This window comes from Thermoleptolyngbya sp. M55_K2018_002 (genome assembly GCF_015295965.1).
Taxonomy (GTDB): domain Bacteria; phylum Cyanobacteriota; class Cyanobacteriia; order Elainellales; family Elainellaceae; genus Thermoleptolyngbya; species Thermoleptolyngbya sichuanensis.
The window spans coordinates 1-18,417 of the sequence record NZ_DVEA01000272.1 but is presented as its reverse complement, the minus strand read 5'-3'; the positions used below and the strand labels follow the sequence as shown (position 1 = coordinate 18,417).

The 18,417-nt window shown below is 56.5% G+C and carries 12 protein-coding genes; 8 read left to right on the top strand and 4 right to left on the bottom strand.

Going from position 1 to position 18,417, the window contains the following annotated elements; genetic code table 11:
- Positions 1 to 212: 212 nt before the first annotated feature.
- The gene (locus tag IGS51_RS13990) at positions 213 to 728 is read left to right on the top strand and encodes a diheme cytochrome C (RefSeq protein ID WP_297079068.1); all 516 of its coding nucleotides are present in this window, start codon (positions 213 to 215) and stop codon (positions 726 to 728) included.
- A gap of 235 nt (positions 729 to 963) precedes the next feature.
- Positions 964 to 1,740 carry an HAD family hydrolase gene (locus tag IGS51_RS13985; RefSeq protein WP_297079067.1) on the top strand — a complete coding sequence of 259 codons (777 nt, stop codon included), beginning with the start codon at positions 964 to 966 and terminating at the stop codon, positions 1,738 to 1,740.
- On the opposite strand, the gene IGS51_RS13980 is transcribed toward IGS51_RS13985, so the two are convergent.
- Positions 1,737 to 2,333, bottom strand: coding sequence for a CPP1-like family protein (locus IGS51_RS13980; protein WP_297079065.1), 597 nt, complete (start codon positions 2,331 to 2,333; stop codon positions 1,737 to 1,739). The two genes, IGS51_RS13985 and IGS51_RS13980, sit on opposite strands and share 4 nt — an antisense overlap.
- A 1,179-nt stretch (positions 2,334 to 3,512) precedes the next feature.
- On the opposite strand from IGS51_RS13980, the gene IGS51_RS13975 reads away from it, so the two are divergent.
- On the top strand, positions 3,513 to 4,229 hold the full coding sequence (locus tag IGS51_RS13975) for a response regulator transcription factor (protein WP_297079063.1): 717 nt from the start codon (positions 3,513 to 3,515) through the stop codon (positions 4,227 to 4,229).
- A 653-nt stretch (positions 4,230 to 4,882) separates the two neighbouring features.
- Positions 4,883 to 8,494 carry a PAS domain-containing protein gene (locus IGS51_RS13970; RefSeq protein ID WP_297079061.1) on the top strand — a complete coding sequence of 1,204 codons (3,612 nt, stop codon included), beginning with the start codon at positions 4,883 to 4,885 and terminating at the stop codon, positions 8,492 to 8,494.
- On the opposite strand, the gene IGS51_RS13965 is transcribed toward IGS51_RS13970, so the two are convergent.
- On the bottom strand, positions 8,448 to 9,479 hold the full coding sequence (locus tag IGS51_RS13965; protein WP_297079059.1) for a hypothetical protein: 1,032 nt from the start codon (positions 9,477 to 9,479) through the stop codon (positions 8,448 to 8,450). The genes IGS51_RS13970 and IGS51_RS13965 overlap by 47 nt on opposite strands.
- 308 nt (positions 9,480 to 9,787) lie before the next feature.
- Here IGS51_RS13965 and IGS51_RS13960 point away from each other — a divergent pair, with 308 nt between their 5' ends.
- The 3 genes from IGS51_RS13960 to IGS51_RS13950 all read left to right on the top strand — a co-directional run bounded on the left by IGS51_RS13960 (position 9,788) and on the right by IGS51_RS13950 (position 15,149).
- Positions 9,788 to 11,203 (top strand): tetratricopeptide repeat protein, encoded by a 1,416-nt coding sequence (locus IGS51_RS13960; RefSeq protein WP_297079057.1) that lies wholly within the window; start codon positions 9,788 to 9,790, stop codon positions 11,201 to 11,203.
- A gap of 257 nt (positions 11,204 to 11,460) precedes the next feature.
- On the top strand, positions 11,461 to 14,097 hold the full coding sequence (locus IGS51_RS13955) for a pre-peptidase C-terminal domain-containing protein (RefSeq protein ID WP_297079055.1): 2,637 nt from the start codon (positions 11,461 to 11,463) through the stop codon (positions 14,095 to 14,097).
- Positions 14,098 to 14,333: 236 nt separating this feature from the next.
- Positions 14,334 to 15,149 (top strand): CAP domain-containing protein, encoded by an 816-nt coding sequence (locus IGS51_RS13950; protein WP_297079053.1) that lies wholly within the window; start codon positions 14,334 to 14,336, stop codon positions 15,147 to 15,149.
- A gap of 49 nt (positions 15,150 to 15,198) precedes the next feature.
- Here IGS51_RS13950 and IGS51_RS13945 read toward each other — a convergent pair whose 3' ends face one another.
- Together IGS51_RS13945 and IGS51_RS13940 are read right to left on the bottom strand one after the other, a co-directional pair.
- A complete protein-coding gene (locus tag IGS51_RS13945; RefSeq protein ID WP_297079052.1) occupies positions 15,199 to 15,582 on the bottom strand; it encodes a hypothetical protein in 384 nt (127 codons plus the stop codon).
- Between the two features lie 187 nt (positions 15,583 to 15,769).
- On the bottom strand, positions 15,770 to 17,251 hold the full coding sequence (locus IGS51_RS13940) for an AAA-like domain-containing protein (RefSeq protein WP_297079050.1): 1,482 nt from the start codon (positions 17,249 to 17,251) through the stop codon (positions 15,770 to 15,772).
- A gap of 119 nt (positions 17,252 to 17,370) precedes the next feature.
- On the opposite strand from IGS51_RS13940, the gene IGS51_RS13935 reads away from it, so the two are divergent.
- Positions 17,371 to 18,288: a histone deacetylase gene (locus IGS51_RS13935; protein ID WP_297079048.1), complete on the top strand. Its 918-nt coding sequence runs from the start codon at positions 17,371 to 17,373 to the stop codon at positions 18,286 to 18,288.
- The last annotated feature ends 129 nt before the right edge of the window (positions 18,289 to 18,417 follow it).

The window sequence follows — 18,417 nt, the reverse complement described above, 5'->3', positions numbered from 1 at the left end:
AGGGGGATTTAGGGGGATCTTGCACGCTTTGCTACAAACAGTAGGACTTTTCAAATATCCTCTAAAGCCAAAGCTCTTAAGGCCAAAATTCCAAAATTTCAACTTCCTTCAATTTCTAGCGTTCGAGAGACCTCATGGCAATCCAGCAGCTTCTTCAGTCGATCTCATCCCGCTCTCGCCGTTTCCTGAGCCGGGCCAGGCGGATATCGCTTGTGCTGGCGCTGGCCTTGGGCTGGAGCCTCAGCCTGGGCTGGGGATTGTCGCAGGTAGGTGGGGCACAGGAAGCGGAGCGGGCGATCGCCGCTACCCCTCCGGCAAACACGGTCGAAATCGGCACCGTCGATGTCGTGCCCACACAACTCCAGCTTGGACAGCGACTCTATTTCCAAAACTGCTCCGGCTGCCATTTTGCCCCGCCGCCAGAGGTGATGCCGCTGCAATCCTGGGCGGCCATTCTGCAAACGCCCCAGCACTACGGCACAGTCATCACCCCACTGCAAGACCCTGCCCGTCGCATCATGTGGAACTATGTGCGTGCCTCTTCGCGCTCCATTGTGCAAAACGAAACCGTTCCCTCTCGGTTTGCCCAATCCCGCTATATGAGAGCGCTCCATCCCGGCGTAGAACTGCCCGAACCCCTCTCCTTTGGCTCTTGCATCAGTTGCCATCCCGCTGCTATCGATTTCAACTTCCGTCGCCTCAGCCCAGAATGGCAGGCGAGGGAATAGTCCCCTGCTTTATCTGCCTTGATAACCAAGGGCGAACCTCTTGCAAGAGCCTCTTATCACAAGAGCCTCTTATCAAAAGAGCCTCTTATCAAAAGGCCAGTCTCCAAACTACGCGAAGACTGGCCCTTTTGATTGTTTTTGATTAGGATTGAGCAAGAGAGTATAAATACTCAAAAAGGTTACCGATTCCCTCTTCTTCGGGCTAATCTGTAATTAAAGTTCATAAAACAGAGCAATGGTTCAAAAAAAATTACGAATCATCACAGATTTTGATGGGCCCATCATGGACGTGTCGGAGCGCTATTACCAGGTCTATCAGGTTTGCCTGGAGCAGGTGCGCCGTCCGGGGCAGACAGTCAAGCGATTGTCTAAGGCGGAGTTTTGGCAACTCAAGCGATCGCAGGTGCCAGAGCGCCAGATTGGTCAAATGTCCGGTCTAGACGAGCTACAGGCTCAAGACTTTGCCCGGATGCGGCGAAACACGGTTCACACGCCTCCCTACCTGAGTTACGACACGCCCATTCCAGGCGCAGTAGAAACTCTGGAGCGCATTCAGCAGGCGGGCATTGATCTGGCGGTGATGACCATGCGACGCACCAGCGAGCTAGACGAGGCGTTTCAGCGGTGCAATTTGGGACGATTCTTTGGGGGCGATCGCCGCTACTGTCTCAGCAATGATTACGTCAAAACGACTGACGTGCAGGACAAGCCCCTGTTGATGCAGCGGGCCCTCAGCGAACTGCCCCCCGCAGAAAACTGGATGGTCGGCGACACCGAAGCCGACATCGCCGCAGCAAAGGCCCACGGCATCCCTGTTGTATCCGTACTCAGCGGCATCCGCGATCGCACTCAGCTCAGCAAACACCAGCCCGACTGGATTGTGAATAACTTTGCCGAAGCCCTTGACGTGATCGTGCAACACGCAGGCTGGGAAAGCACGGTTCGGAAAGACATCGCCTGGCAAAATGCAGGCAGCAGCGACCCCTCCTACTTTAGTGCCGGGAACTGCTAGCGCAGGAAGCTGCTGATCAGCCAGAGGATAAACAGGGCAATCATGGCGGCGGCGCTAGGCCCGCCCAAACTAATCTGGGCAAGCTGGGGGGCGATCGCCTCCACCAGCGCCATCCCCAGCAGCACGCCCAGCAGCAGCCCCGCCAGCGACAGCAGAAACGCCCGCCCAAACTTATGCTCTTTGCGGTTCAAAAAGAAAATACTAATTCCTACACCCAGCGCCAGCGCCAGAGACGGCGAGCTAAGGCCAAGCAGCCCTGCCCCTAGCAACAATCCGCCTGGCCAAAGAACATCGGCGCGGCTGGGTGTGTCAATCCACTGCCGAAGCCAGTTGGGGGAGGGGCTGGGTACAGCAGGCGCAAAATCTGGCGGTGGCTCGGCAGTCCGTTCAGGAAAGCGAATCCGATCGGGCACCTTGATCTTGCCCTCCTGTCGCTGTCGCAGCCGATCCATCAGGATTGCATCGTAGGATGCTTCAATCGCCTCTAGTGTGCGTGAGTCGCCCTCATGCTCCTGGGTCAAACGCGCCTTCGCCGCCTGAATTTCTTCAAACGTCGCTGTTTCGTCTACGCCCAGTCTTTCGTAGTGGCTCATCTCCTCCATTCGTGCCCTCCAGCCGAATCCCCACGATAATTGATTATGAATCGTCGTTTATGATGAATAGTATCAGTCGCGGCCTTAGTGCAAAAAATTGACGGAGCTTAATATTACAATCAGTTTCGTTTCAGAAATGATTGGCAACGAGGCTTAGGTAGCAATCAGCAGCAGACAACAGAAAAGTGTCAGATCGAGAATTTGCCCTCAGCCAGTTCTCCTTTATCCAGGTTGCAAGTCTCAGGCTTAGGTACGGTTTGACCATTTGTCCACTATCGTTTGACCTTGAGTGTTGAACGCCAGGTTTAGTCAGGCACTCCTGCTGAATCTATGCTGCTGACAAGTACTTGGGTTGCTCCAGCGCTAGCAATTCCCAGTCCTCTATTTCAGTTACCGATTACAGGCTGCCCGTCCCAGAGCCACTCGCCGTAGTCAGGCATCTAGGTCAAGCATCCAGCATCCAATAGTCAAACCCATGAGTCAAACTCATGATTCAAACACAATGGTCAAACAATTGTGGTCTACCACCTATGGTCTAACACTAGAGTTTCAGGATGTCACTGAACTTCGAGATGCCACTTAAACTACTTAAACTATAGCGCTTGAATCCACTGCTCCTGAGTTCACTGGTACTAAACCCGCACTGCCTTCAGCTTCTGAGTTGAACACTTCTGAGTTGAACAGCAGCGCTCCGACTGGCGATCGCCCCGGTTTTTGTGCTTAAACTGATCAGGTCAGGTTTAAATTCTACCTGCATCTCCCTTCCCTCGTCCCACCCCCATGATTCCTTAGTGTAGCCACCCGGTTCTACCAGGCAAATGCCCCTACAATACAAGCCCCTTCTCTCCGAGGCAATCTCTAGCAAGCCCGCGCCTATCCAGAGCAAACCTTTAACGTCCTCACAATCATCCCTCACATAATCAACAAAATTTGTTTTACGCTTAAGTGCAACTATTTGCGACTATTACAGATTTCTATGCGGGTACGGTTTTTTGGGGCTGCTTAATGTAAGCAGGGGTATGGCGGAGACTGGCGCTGGGGCTGTCCAGTGGACTACCAGAATCTACCCACCCGCTCTGGCTTATTCTTTATTCGCTCTTGATCCAAAAGTCCTAATCTAGAGTTTACATTTACAATTTCACTCAACGTCCCTCTATTCATCGACCCAAGGTTACAGTCATGGCTTCAGCCAAGATTCTTGTCGTTGACGATGACCGTCACATTCGTACACTGGTACATCGTTTTCTCTCTACCCACGGCTATCAGGTCGAATCCGCCGAAGATGGCAAAGGGGCAATGGCAATCTTTGAACAGTTCAACCCTGATTTGGTGATCTTGGATGTCAACCTGCCAGACGCAACAGGCTACACGCTTTGTCAGGAGATGCAGAGCCGGACGGGTGTGTTTGTGCTGATGCTGACGAGTCGTGCTGATGAGGCGGATAAAATCCACGGATTTTCTAAAGGCGCGGATGACTATCTCACCAAGCCGTTTGGTTTGGCGGAGCTGGAGGTGCGTGTAAAGGCGATTCTGAAACGGCAGCGCCCGGTCACGGCGGCAGAGCAGCAGTGCCTCACGTTCAACGGATTATCCATCGATCCGGTGCGGCGTGAGGTGACGCTGAACAGCGAGATGGTGCCGCTAACGGCGCTGGAGTTTGATTTGCTGCATTTTTTGGCGAGTCACCCCGGTCGTGTGTGGCGGCGGGCAGAGTTGATTCAAAAAGTGTGGGATTACGAGTATGTGGGCGACCAGCGCGTGGTTGACGTTCATATCGGGCAAATTCGCAAGAAGATCGAACTTGACACTCAGCAGCCCAATCTAATTCAAACTGTACGCGGTGTCGGCTATAAGTTTGAGGCTCCTGACACAGCAGGAGAAGAGGCTGCTTCCTAAGCCTCGTCTGAATCGCTGTGTTGTGAAGTCGCAGAATTAGAATTGTAGGGCTTGGGGAGAGTGTAGGGCGATCGCTCTGCACTCTTTCTTCTCTGCACTCTTCTTTATGGACGGCGTTGCTCTGCACTCCTCCTTCCCAAGGGTTTGGGGATTCCTAGCAGCATCTCCTGCCCTAGTGAGGTATGGAAGACTGCCCTGGAAAAACGCAGCTTTTGTGCCCCCTTGCTGAGTTTACTGACTGGGGAACTGGCTTCAGAAGCGCTGTAGCTGCTTTAATTTCAGCTTTCTTTGATGAAGAAGCGATGAGTAAGAGTTAAGGCAAAACAGTTTTGTGGAACTCTAGAGGGGGCTAGATCATCCAACGATGGTGGGATTCAGGGAAAATTGGCTGTATTTGCACAGGGCCGCTAGTATTTCTTTTAGATACTTTGTTAAAGCCGTTTTTTGAGAACCACTTCTTAAAGCTGTTTTTGCATCCTTTTGATTGAAAGCCTGATTGTGGAAGTCTCTAACGGTAGCAAAGCTAGACATGGCCAAGGCGTTCAATCCCTAGACAGGTTTGAACGGTTGGAAAGTTTTTGCAGGCGTTATGAGAGGGCGATCGCCCAGACCTGCCAAGACCTTATGCGGAGAAATGAGTGGTAAGGAGCCGAATGCCAGACTATCCAGAACCCAGGAAGCTACTACTAGAGGTAAACTCAGGGTCTGCTCAGGCTGAGATGGGGCTGGCATCGCCGCAGCACCTTGCAGACCTGCTGGCAGAAAACAAACGGCTGCGCCAAGAGCTAGTTGAGCGAGAGTGTAGCTTGCGTCAGCGTCAGCAGGCCGACGCGACCCAGCAGGAGAATCAGCGGTTCATTCAGCAGATTTTAGAAACCACACCCAATCTGCTCTATCTCTATGCCGTAGACGCGAAGCGAATTCGATTTATCAATCGCCGGGTTTCCGAGATGCTGGGCTACCCTGCCCATCAGGTCTATGAAATGGATTCGGAAGCATTGCGATCGCTCGTCCATCCATCCGACTTGCCCTTGCTTCGCAGCAGCATCCAGGAATTGCAGCAAGATTCTGTTGGACAAGGAGTGGAGGTGACATTTCGGCTGCGTCATGCCAGTGGCGAGTGGCGCTGGCTGCAATCTCGCCAGACCGTCTTTAGCCGAGATGACGCGGGCAACCTGGTGCAACTGCTGGGCACGGCGCAGGATATCACCAGCCGCAAACAGACTCAGGAAGCGCTCGCCCAGAGCGAACAGCGGTTTCGCTCCCTGGTTTCGCATTTGCCGGGGGTGGTGTTTCGCTCCCGCTATGACCCCCAGCGCGAGGCAGAGTTTGGCTGGGTGATTGAGTTTATCAGCGAGGCGATCGCCGATCTTACGGGCTACCCCGCAGCAGATTTTTTGAACAACCAGGGGCGGCTTTATGGCAGCATCGTGCATCCCGAAGACCGCGATCGCCTGTTTCAAGTTGTCCTGAGCCATGCTCGCGCAGGCCAGCCCTACACCCTAGAATATCGGCTGATTCACCGGGACGGCAGCCTCCGCTGGGTCTACGAAAAAACGCAGGTAGTTGAAGAGGCCCAGGGACTGGTCATAGAAGGCGTACTGCTAGACATTACTGAGCGCCACCTGGCCGAAGCCGCGCTGGAGCGGCATCTCCAAAAAACCCTCTTGCTCCAGCAAATTACTGAGGAAATCCGCCAAAGTCTCGATCCGCAGCAGATTTTTCAGACCGCCGCAATGCAGATTGGGCAGACGTTTCGCGTCAGCCGGGTGCTGATTCATACCTACGTCGCAGAGCCGGAGCCAGAAATTCCTATCGTAGCGACCTATCTGAAGCCAGAGTACGAATTTGAGCATGTGATGAAATCTGTACCGATTACAGGCAACCTCCATGCTCAAGCCATGATGGCGCAGGATCAGGCGGTGGCTTCTGGAGACGTATTGTGTGAACCGCTGCTGAGCAATCTGCATCCGCTGCTGCAAGCGCTGAAGATTCGCTCCATGCTGGCAATTCGCACCTCCTACAAAGGCGAACCCAACGGCGCGATTTGCCTGCATCAGTGCGATCGCCTGCGGCGCTGGAGCGAGGACGAAATTGACCTGCTAGAGGCAGTTGCAGCCCAACTGGGCATTGCCCTGGCCCAAGCCCAACTGCTGGAGCAGGAAACCCAGCAGCGCCAGGAACTTATGATCAAAAACAAGGCGCTAGACCAGGCTCGGCGCGATGCCGAAACTGCCAACCGGGCCAAGAGCGAGTTCCTGGCCACCATGAGCCACGAAATTCGCACGCCCATGAATGCGGTCATTGGCATGTCGTCTCTGCTGTTGAGTACGCCCCTTACGCCTCAGCAAGAGGAATTTGCCCAGACCATTAGCAGCAGCGGCGAAACGCTTCTGAAAATCATTAACGACATTCTGGATTTCTCTAAGATCGAGTCGGGCAAGCTAGAGCTAGATCTGGAAACCTTTAACCTACGGCAGTGCGTGGAGTGTGCTATTGACCTGGTGATGCCAAAGGCGCTGGAAAAAGACCTAGAGGTGGGCTGCCTGTTTGAACCAGAGGTGCCCGACTGGGTGATTGGCGACTCGACCCGTGTGCAGCAAGTGCTGGTCAATCTGCTAAGCAATGCCGTGAAGTTTACATCACAGGGCGAGGTGACGGTGACGGTCAGTGCCCGCTGCATCCATCTGGATACCGTGCCGGGAGATGCTGACCTGCCGACCTGCACGATTCGGCTGGCGGTTAGGGATACAGGCATTGGCATTCCCACGGATCGGCTCGATCGCCTGTTTCAGCCCTTTTTGCAGGGCGATTCTTCCATCAACCGCACCTACGGCGGGACGGGGTTGGGATTGGCCATTAGCCAGCGGCTTGCGGAGCGCATGGGCGGTCGGCTTTGGCTGGAGAGCGAAGTGGGCGTTGGCTCTACGTTCTATTTTTCGTTTGTTACCCAATCTCATTCTGGAATCGGCGCATCGGCTGACTATCGCAGCCCGTTTGAGGGGCGATCGCTCTTATTGGTAGACAGCCAGACCATTCACCGCGAAAATTTAGTTCATCAGGCAGAGTTTTTGGGGCTGCGGGTCGTAGCAGTGGGCAGCAGTGAGGCGGCGCTCCATTATCTCCGCCAAGCTACGCCGCAGGGCGATCGCCCAGATCTGATTGTGCTAGAAACCCACCTTTCTACTGATTCCGGCAGCGCGTTAGCTGATGAAATCTCCCAACTGCCAGGTTGCGAAACCATTCCGCTTGTATTCCTGACTCGTCTCGATCGTTCTCTTCAGTCGGCTCGCTACGCCCTGACCCATTCCACCGGGGCGATCGCTATCCCACGGTTGGCCAAGCCCGTTAAACAGTCTCAGTTTTATGCCATGTTAAGCAACTATTTCGGCGCAACTCCGCATTTTCCCTCTGGTATGGTGCATTCTGGCGATTCTCTTGGTGCTGGTTCTGCCCTAGACAACACCCATGAGCTAGGTTTGGATGGCGACGTTCACTCAGAAAAAGACAGTGATCTGCGAATTCTGATTGCCGAAGACAACCTGGTGAACCAGAAAGTGCTGCTGAGAATGCTTCAGCAGTTGGGCTACCATGCGGATGTGGTGTCCAACGGAACGGAAGCAGTCGAAGCCGTTTTGCGCGAAACCTACGATGTTGTCCTGATGGATGTCCAGATGCCGGAGGTGGATGGCATTATGGCGACCCGGATGTTGCGCGATCGCCTGCTGTCTGAGAAGTTGCCCTACATCGTCGCGGTCACGGCAAACGCTATGATGGGCGATCGCGAAGATTGCCTGATTTCGGGCATGGACGATTACATCAGTAAACCGATTCGGCTCGATCAGCTCTCAGCCCTGCTGAAGAAATGCCCCCGACGGGCGATCGCCCAACCCGCCTCCCAGTCTTCTCCCCTGGATGCCCGGTTCATCAACAGCTTCATCGCGGACATGGGCGACCGGGCTGCCGCGATTTTTACAGAACTGATCGACTGCTACCTCACCGAAGCGCCCAAGATGGTCGCTAGCATCCGCAACGCAGGCGCAATGCTCGACACTGCCGCCATCATGCGGACGGCTCATACCTTCAAGTCCAGCAGCGCCGTTGTCGGAGCCACCCGACTCTCAAAGCTGTGTCGCTATCTAGAAGACACCGCTCACCAAAGCACCCCCGATGAAATTACCGCTCAGATCGACAAGCTGGTCGCAGAATATGAACAGGTTAGCGCGGCCCTGAGGGCAGAACGTCAACGCCTAACACCGGGCTAAAGCGCGGGCCCACGTACATCCACGCCAGTCCGTCGGGGTCGAGGCTCTGCGTCCAGGCGGAGAAATCTTCTTGATACTTACGGCGGCTGAGGGTGGTGCGGCTGGTGCCGAGTCGCCGGGCCAGCGCCGTCGCCGTCCAACCTGATTTCTGGCTCGCAGAGTCAGCCGTCAAATCCACATAGAGTTGCCAGATGATCACCGCAATCAAATAGGCGACGAAAATGACGGCTTCCGGCCGCTGCCACAGATCGGATAGGGGCGCTTCTTCTGATAACACTGCTGCGGGCACCGCGGATGGCCGTGCAGATGGAACATCTGGCGGCACTGCGGATGGCCCTGCAACCGCAGACATTTCACCCGAAGAGGCAACCGGGCCCGCTTCAAATGGCCCCTCTTCAAAAAGGGGTTCGCCAGGGGGTGGGAAGACGTTCAAGCTTTCATCCAGTTCGACGGGGCTGGGGGCAGGGTCGGGATGCCCCTGAGAGTCGGGCGTTTGAGTCGCAGACATGGGGGAAAGTGCTGGGGAAAGAGCGGCAGGCTGGGACGGAAGATCGGTAGTGAGTTCAGAAATGGGTTCAGGAATGGATTCAGAAATGGGTTCAGGAATAGATGTTCCGCCCTCGTCTTGCCTCCATGCTACCGAGTTATGGGGCGCAGGTTGTGTCCAGTTTGTCTGTGTCCAGTTCCTCTGCGGTTCCTGAGACGGCGAGGGTTCTGGCGAAGACTGCTGCGGTGCGTCTGGAGCGAGGGCGATCGCCACCGTTGGAATATAGGGAATATCGAGCTGGCGAATGACCTGATGCACCAACTGAGTCACGGTCGCTTCTTCTACCGGGTGCGATGCCAAAAGCTGAATCTCCAGCCGAATTTCGTGCCGCACCACAGTTGCCGTCACGCCGTAGGGCTTCAGCACATGGTTGAGCAGACTGGTTAACACGGTTGGGTCGCCAGCCTGGGCGAGACGCAAGATTTCCTCAGAAGCCATAGGAGGGGATTGGAATCGAGAATAGGAATGAGGGAAAGCAGGCGACAAAGGTGGGTATAGATTGTGGGGACAGATGCGGATGTAGCTGAAGAGAGAGCCTGCTGATGACTTCTAGATTTATCACATCAGGGGCAATGCTCACTGTGTCCTGCTCCAGCGCGATGCCTGATCTCTCCTGATCTCTATGGTCGGCGCAGCCGCGCAGCAGGCCCAACCGCTAAACCCCCAACCGCTAAACTAGGGCATCCTAGAGAGGGAGGTTCGGCGCTCGCGCTCTATTCCCCGCCCCCCTAACCCTGAGATTTCCAATGTTAATCGTTGCGCTGTTTGTCTTCGTGGTGTGGATTGCGTCGGTGTGCCTGCATGAGTTTGGACATGCGCTGGTGGCCTACTGGGGGGGCGATCGCTCGGTCAAAGACAAAGGCTATCTGACCCTGAATCCGCTGAAGTATACCGACGTGGGCACTAGCCTGGTGATGCCGCTGATTTTTTTGATGCTGGGCGGCATTCCCCTCCCCGGTGCAGCAGTGTATATCGACGCATCCAAACTGCGGGGGCGGCTTTGGAAAAGTGCTGTATCGCTTGCGGGGCCGCTGATGACGGCGCTGGTGGCGCTGGTGCTGGCGCTTCCATTTTGGCTGGACTGGGCACCCGCCAGCCCGACGGGTGGCTGGAGCCTGCCTGACCTGCTGCGATCGCCCCTCCCCTTCAGTCCGCTCTGGGCTGCGCTGGCGTTTTTGGTCACGCTAGAAGTTGCAGGGGTGCTGATCAACCTGCTGCCCGTACCGCCGCTGGATGGCTACGGAATTTTAGAACCCTGGCTGCCCGAAACCCTGCGCCACCAGGTCAATCGCTGGAGTCGGTATAGCATGATTGCGCTGTTTGGGATCTTGTGGACCGTGCCAGCGGCAAACCGGGCGCTGTGGGACGGGGTAGACGCGATCGCCAGTTGGCTGGGCGTGCCTGCGGAGTTGTCTTGGCTGGGCTATTCGCTCTTTCGGCAGTGGGGCACGATTTTGCTGCTGGGGGCGCTGGCCGTTACTGCTATCGTCATGCGGCGATCGCCCCAGTTTCAAAATTCGGCTCACTATTGGGGCGGCAGCACAGGAAAACGCGACCCCAGCCTGGATCGATTTCACGCCTCAGCCCAGTATTTGAATTATTTGGTCGAGCAGCAGCGCTATGACCGGGCGATCGCCCTCTGCGACCAGGCCATCAAAAGTGCGCCCCACCGCTATGAACCCTGGCAGACCAAGGGCAATATCTTCCTAAAGGCAGAGCGCTACGCCGAAGCCCTCGCTGCCTACGACCAGGCGATCGCCCTAGAGCCAGACTTCTATGGCGGATACCACGGGCGGGCCCTGGCCCTCCAGCAGTTGCAACAGCCACAGGCCGCCCTGGCATCCTTCGACGACGCTTTGCAGCGATACGAGGCCGACCCTAGCCTGTGGAGCGATCGCGGCTCTCTGCTCTACGAACTTCAGCGCTATGAAGACTCGATCGACTGCTGTACCCACGCGATCGCCCTAGAGCCAGACAATGCCCTATTCCACTACAACCTAGCCTGCTGTCATGCGCTGCTGGGAGACTCTGAAACAGCGCTGGACTGCTTGAACCGGGCGATCGCCCTGAATGACCTGTATCGGGCGATCGCCAAAACCGATCCCGACTTCAACACCCTGCACCAGACCCCAACCTTCCAAGCCCTGATGGGCGACACCTAGCAAAACTGCCCAAAAATCCAAAATCCAAACCCTAAAATCCCAAACCTCAACTTTTCTTGTCTCCACCTTTTAAGATTCAATGATGCATTCTGGGAATGATGTGGGCAACCTAGTGGCGTGTAATGCTAGCTGGAAAGACCATGGCAAGAGATGCAGGCAACACCCGGAGAACCGCTCGTCCAATTAACATAGGGCCAAACCCCAGAGTATTCAGAGATTCACTCAGTCCCACAGACAGAAATGACTTCTTCCGCTTCGTGGTTCGAGCGCGAAGCAGCTTTGACGGCGAAGTCTTTGACATTCCCCGAAACTCCAACTTCAACTTTCAGCTCCAAAACGCCAACGGACGAGTCATCGGCCGCTCAACCCGTCCTAATCGGCAGCCCGAAAACATCAACCTAAACCTCGATCCAGGCACTTACTTTGCCCGCGTGTTCTGGCGCAAGGGGCAGGGGGCCTACCGGATGCGCCTCAGCCTCACGCCCGATACAGCCGGAGAAACCCTGGACACTGCCCGCGACCTCGGCAACCTCACGAGTTCCACAGGCGTTGATGAATACGTTGGGCGCTCCGACCCTGCGGACATCTACCGCTTTACGATAGACGAGCGCTTGACCGTTGGCGCAACCCTCACGCCCTTCAGCGCCGGGGCCGAAATCTCGCTCCTGGATGCCAGCGGCAACGTGCTTACGGGCACCTCCGGCAGCGGCACAGAAGCCCGCAGTCTCCAGCGCGTGCTTGATCCAGGCACCTACTTTGTCCGAACTACCCCCGTTCCAGGCGGCAATACGCGCTATAACCTGACGCTGAACGCCGGCCCCGCCCCCGACCAAGGCGGCAACGACTTTGGCAGCGCCTCGGCATTTCCTGGGTTTGGCTTCTTTCCAGCTTCGATTCAGGAGTATGTGGGCAACAGCGACCCGGTTGACTACTACACCTTTACTACAACCATCGGAGGCGATTTGAAGATCGACCTCACCAACATTGCACCAGCCGCTGACCTCAACATCACCCTGTTTGACCAGTTCCAGCAGCCGCTAGCTTTCCAGGGCGGCGCTGGCCCCGGCGGCAACGAGCAGATTATCTTCAACAATGCTCAGCCAGGTCAGTATTTTGTGTTGGTGCAGACCGCCGCGCCAGGCAATAACTCCACCTACCGGCTGACAGCCGTCCTCACGCCCGAAGACAAATTCGGCGACACCTTTGCGGATGCAACCTCCATTACCGACCCGCTCTCACCGGGCATCCTAACGCCGCTCAGCAATGATCTGGATAATCCTAGCATCTATCAGGATTTTGTGGGGGCAGGCGATGTCGATGTGTTCCGGTTTACCCTGACTGAGCCAAAGAACTTCTTTGCGACCCGCCTCAAGGACTTTACGGGCAACATCACCTTGCAGCTCTTCCAGGCAGGAAACCCAACCCCGCTCTCCGGCGGCGGTTCGGCCTTGCGGGGGGCGCTTGGCCCAGGCACTTACTTCCTGCGCGTTTTGGCCGGTGGCCCCAACGATGCCTCGACCTACACCCTAGAGGCTGCCTTCGGCGAGCGTCAGAGCGGTATTATCGTCCGCGACGTGAACCCAGGGGCGCTCGATGCCAACGCTAACTTCCTGACCGACGTGAATGGCGTGCTGTTCTTCGCGGGAACCGACGGGACTCCGGGCGCACCCGTGGGGCTATGGCGCAGTGAAGGCACTTTGAACACAACGGTCAAAGTTGGCTCGTTTACGAACATCACTGGCATTACGAACGTTAACGGTACGGTCTACATTGCAGGCAGCACGACGCAAACAGGCATCGAGTTGTGGAAGTGGCAGCCGACGGGCGGCCCACTGGGTACACTGTCTCTGGTGGCAGACATTGCGCCTGGGCCTGCATTGTCGTCGTCTCCCATCAACCTGACGGCGGCTGGAAATAACATCTTCTTCCTGGCTTCGCCGACCGGCAACCCGGTTGCCCGACAGCTCTATTTCAGCAATGGTGGTGCGCCAGTGGCGATCGCCAATGCGGGCGAAAGCATCCAAAACCTGGTTTACGTGCAGGCAACCGACACCCTCTATTACGTTGCAAACCGAACGGGCGTTGGCACCCGACTCCTGTTCCGGATCAACAACGCTTCGACTGCCAACCCAAGCGCTCCCGTATTGCTGGAAAACATCGGCAGCCCATCCTTCTCGCCTCGCTTTGTCGATAGCCTGAAGGTTGTGGGAGGCGATTTGTTCTTTGTCGCCAGCGAAGCAGTGAACACCGAAAACCGAGAACTGCGGCGGATTGCTGCCGACGGCACGGTGTTTACCTACGACGTAGACAATGACCTGAATCAAGCCTCGATTGCTTCGGGTAATCTGAGCTTGGCAGTGGTCGAGTCGGGCGGTACGAGATATGTCTATTTCAGCGCTACGTTTGAAGATCCCGTTGAGGGTCTTGTTCCCGCACTGACCCGTGTCAACCTGACTACTGGAGTTGCTGAACAAGTCTCGGCTAACATTAGCGGCACGTTTGCAGCAGACAACCTGACCGTGTTTGAGGGCAAAGTGTACTTCACGGCAACCACCCTCGCTCAAGGGACCGAACTGTGGGTGACCAACCCGGCAGGCTCGCTGGAGGTAACGGCCCTGGATACCCTAGTGCCTGGATCGGAAAGCTCGTCGCCTGCCAACCTGGTCGTGGCTGGCGGGACGCTGTACTTTACCGCAGAGACCGCTGCAACGGGTCGAGAACTCTATCGTCTGGATAGCAATGGGCTGCCAGAACTGGCGCTAGACATCAATCCTGGGCCGACTTCGTCGAACCTGAATAACCTGATTGCAGCGGGTAATCTGTCGGCGGGTCTGGGGCAACTATTCTTTGTGGCAGACGATGGCGTGAATGGACGGGAAGTGTGGACGGTGTAGGAGCCGGACTCGACCGTTTGCTTGATTTGCTGGGTCTGCTTGGTAACTAGAGACAAGGGGTTTCGGCCCCTTGTTTTTTTGTCTTTTTTGGTGGCAGCCAGTTGATGGGCCAGAATTCAGTCCGCACAAGCACCGAGCTGATTGTGAGCGGCTGATAAAGTTCAACAAAATCACCGAACACTCCAGACTGTGCTGAAGGCAACACTGGTCGTTGGCAGTGCATCAGGAGTCTCGGAATGACTAGCTATCCTCAACGAACGGACGGATTTCGCGATGTTGGGCCGGCTCCCTTTCGCAGTCGAGAGTCCGGTAGAACAGTGTATTCCGGGCGGCTGGGCGGCAGGAACCCGCTGGATATCATTCGGCTGCGGGTGGCTCGTCGCAGCCGGGTGACGCTGGACCTGTCTGAACTGAGCGCGGGCGCGATCGCCCAGTGGTTAGATGGGAAAGGAAAAGCAGTGGGGCGATCGCACGTTCTGTCCAAACCTGGCTCAGGGATTCCCAAAACCACTCTCAAGCCCGGAACCTATTATCTGAAGCTGTCGGCGAGGTCGGGCGTTTCGTCCTATCGGCTGAGTCTGGCGATCGCCCCCCACCCCCGTGCTGCCCAAAAGTCCCTGCGATCTTTTTCAGACCATGCGGGCGATCGCTTTGCGCTGAAAGTTCTGACGCTGACCAACGACTATCGCCGCCAATACGGGCTGCCTCCGCTGCGGCTGAATCCGGTGCTGAGTGCGATCGCCCAAGCCCACAGCCAGGACATGGCCAGCAACGACTTTTTTGACCATCGCGGGGCCAATGGCTCCACCGTTTTTGACCGCTTTTTGCAGGGGGGCTATGCCTACCGCAGCGGCGGCGAAAACATTGCCGCAGGTTTCAGCACACCAAAAAGCGTGGTGAACGCCTGGATCAAGAGTCCGGGCCATCGAGCCAATTTGCTCACGCCGTTCTTCCAGGAGATGGGCGTTGGATTTGTGCATTTGCCCAGCGACCCCGGCACGATCAAGCTGCGCTATTACTGGACGCAGGATTTTGGCGTGCCCGCACCCTGAGGATCAGCGATATGAACACTTCGAGCGCGTTGCGTAGAAACAGCCGACGCTACACTGCGCCATCGCCCTGGCTAGTAAAAATGGCAAACAGTCGATAGAACAGGTTCATGCTGACAATCAGCAGGGGAAACGCAACCCCTGCCAGCGCAACCCAGTTGACCAAACGCCCAGATAGCATTCCCGCCCAGCGCTTGGCCTTGCTGGTGCTGGCTCTGGAAGCTCCCACAAGGCGGCTAGCAGAGGCAAGCAAGAACGAGCCACCCATTCCCAGGACGACGCTTGCCCAAAACCAGGGATTGGTCTGGGAGAAGGAGATGTGATCAAACCCAATGGCGGGCATTAGCCCAAAGGCAATGAGTTCCAGCGTTAGCCAGATGCCCAGACAGGTGAAAAAGTCGCGCCGTGTGCCTTCGCTCAGGGACAGGTGTTGCATGGGTCAAGGGAAAGAATTGGATCGGGAAGCGATTTTGGATTTTGGATTGGCGATTTTGGATTGGCGATTTTGGATTGCTGAACCAAGGGTTTGTGAGACTTCTTTTTTGACTGTACGCCACGGCGAGAAAATAATCTAGCTGGAATCTAGCTGGGCAGTCGCGTTAGCGTTGCAGAGCAATCTCGCGTTAGCGTTGTGGAGCCATATTGCCAAAATAGCGCCGATACAACCCATAGCCCAGCGCCACCCGGTTTCCGTGCAGATGCACCAGCCCCATGCTGCGGAGCTTAAACGCCTGCATCTGCTCCACCTCGACGGGCGCAGAGGATTTGGCTACTTGGTCAAACGTTGCCGCCAGGTCAGGATGTTCCTGCAATTGCCGCAGCAGGCGATGCAGATGATTGGAGTAAATGCCCGAATCGGTCGGAGCCGTTTGCCAAAACTCATCCAGCGTCAGGTCTTGCCGCGCCAGGTGGTAGATAGCGCGATGCACCAGGTAGGGATGCCCACCGACGAGTTCTTGCAACTGTTGCAGATCGGCTGCTGCAAGCGATAGCCCGTAGCGCTGGGCCAGATCCATCACCTGGGCTGGGGTAAATTCTTGCAGCTCCACTGCCAGCCCCACGTTAAAGGGCGACTGGTTAATATCGAGCGGCAAATAGACCTCGGTGGAATGCACAATCACCAGCCGCAGGTGTTGCCAGAGGGGATTGCCGCTGTCGCCGTAGGCTGCCTCTTCATACCAGGCCCGCAGCAGCGCAAAAAAGTCGTGGGCAATTTGCGGATGCAGAAACACATCATCCACCCGATCGAGCGCCAGCACCAGCGGGGCATTCAGGTCTGGCAGCAGGCAGTCTTCAAAATAGGCGGTGCAGTTGCCCTTGCTGCCAAACGTGGGACTCCAGTATTCATCGACCCGATGGGGCAGGCGCAGCTTGCGGGTAATCAGCGCACAAAACCAGCGAAGAAAGCCATCTAAATCGTTGAGCGCTTGACTGTCTGCCTGCTGCAAACTGAGGGCGACGGTGTGGATTGGGCGATCGCCCCCTTCCGACAAGCGCCGCGCCTGCTCCAACACGCGCACCATCAGCGAAGTCTTGCCCATCTGGCTGGGGGCTTTGATGCGAATCAGCGCACCCGGTCGCAAAATCTCGTCATAGCAGCGGGTTTCCGACGGGGGGCGATCAACGTAGACCGGAGAATTGAGCGCCACTAGCCCCACTGGGGGGTCGAGATCCTGCGGACGAACCGTGGAGGCTTGAGTAGGGGCTTGATCGGGAGGGGCGATCGCGCTCCTGTCTGCTGTCGAGGGGAGGGGGGTCGCGCCGTTTTGCAGCACAGCCGAGCCGTTCGACTGGGCAGCCCGCTGCGACAGCACTGCGACGAGATTCGTCTTGCTTACGCGCTCCCCCAGGCTAGAGGAGAGCAACTGCCACAGCTTTGGCCCGACATCGTGTTTGATATATTCCGGCGTGTAGCCCGTTTCTTCGGCGATCTCGTCATATTTAAAGCCGTGCCATGCGCCCTTTAGCACGGCCACCTCGATATTTTTCAAATGGCGGGACGCGGCCGCCAACACTGCTGCATCGGCAGCCTGAAGCGCGGTTTCAAACAGGATGGGTTGGTTGCCGCTGGATGCTCGGTTGGCATCTGGCAATGGCTCATTCATGGGCGTTTTAGATCACGGCTTCCCTGCTCTGAGCCTAGCCTAATGCAAGAATAAAAACTCAGAGGCTCACGACTGAGATCGTCTACACAAGTTCATTTATTTTACTCCTTCCCTGCGGCGTGGATTTGCCCCTGGTATACCATTCAGACTATGTTGCGCCCCTGCCCGACAGCCATCGCTTTCCGATGGAAAAGTTCCGGCGGCTTGCGGAGCTTTTGGTTGCAGATGGCGTGGCCCATCCCAGCCAGTTTCACACGCCAGACCTGCCCCCGGTGGGCTGGCTGGAACTGGTGCATACGCCTGATTATGTGCAGCAATATCGCACGGGCACGCTGGATGCGCGGGCACAGCGGCGAATCGGGCTGCCCTGGAGTCCGGCGCTGGCAAACCGCACCTGCATCGCCGTAGGCGGCACGGTGTTAACCGCAAAGCTAGCGCTGGAGCATGGGCTGGCCTGCAATACGGCGGGCGGCACGCACCATGCCTTCCCCAGTTTTGGGTCGGGGTTTTGCATTTTCAACGACATGGCGATCGCCACTCGCGTCTTGCAACACCTGGGGCTGGTGAAAAAGGTGCTGATCGTCGATCTAGACGTGCATCAGGGCGACGGCACGGCGGTCATTTTTCAAAACGACCCCAGCGTGTTCACCTTTTCCATGCACTGCGAGGTGAATTTTCCCGGCACCAAGCAGCAGAGCGACCTGGATGTGCCGCTGCCGGAGGGCATGGAAGACGACGACTATCTGCGGACGCTGGCAGACTATTTGCCCGATTTGCTGTCGCAGGTGCGCCCCGACCTGGTGTTGTTTGACGCAGGCGTGGATACCCATGTGGGCGATCGCCTCGGCAAGCTAGCCCTGACGGATAGCGGCCTCTATCGCCGCGAGATGCAGGTACTCAGCACTTGCGCCGCCCAGGGCTATCCCGTCGCCTGCGTCATCGGCGGCGGCTATGCCAATGATTTCAACGCGCTGGTATATCGCCACTCGCTGGTGCATCGCGCCGCCAGCGAGGTGTTTCGGCAATATCGGCTGTGATCCCCCTAAATCCCCCTTAGCTAAGGGGGACTTCCGGAAGGCTCGGTTTCCCCCTTTTTAAGGGGGGCGAGGAGGGATCTGCGATCACCCCAACTCCGACCCGATCCCCCTAAATCCCCCTTAGCTAAG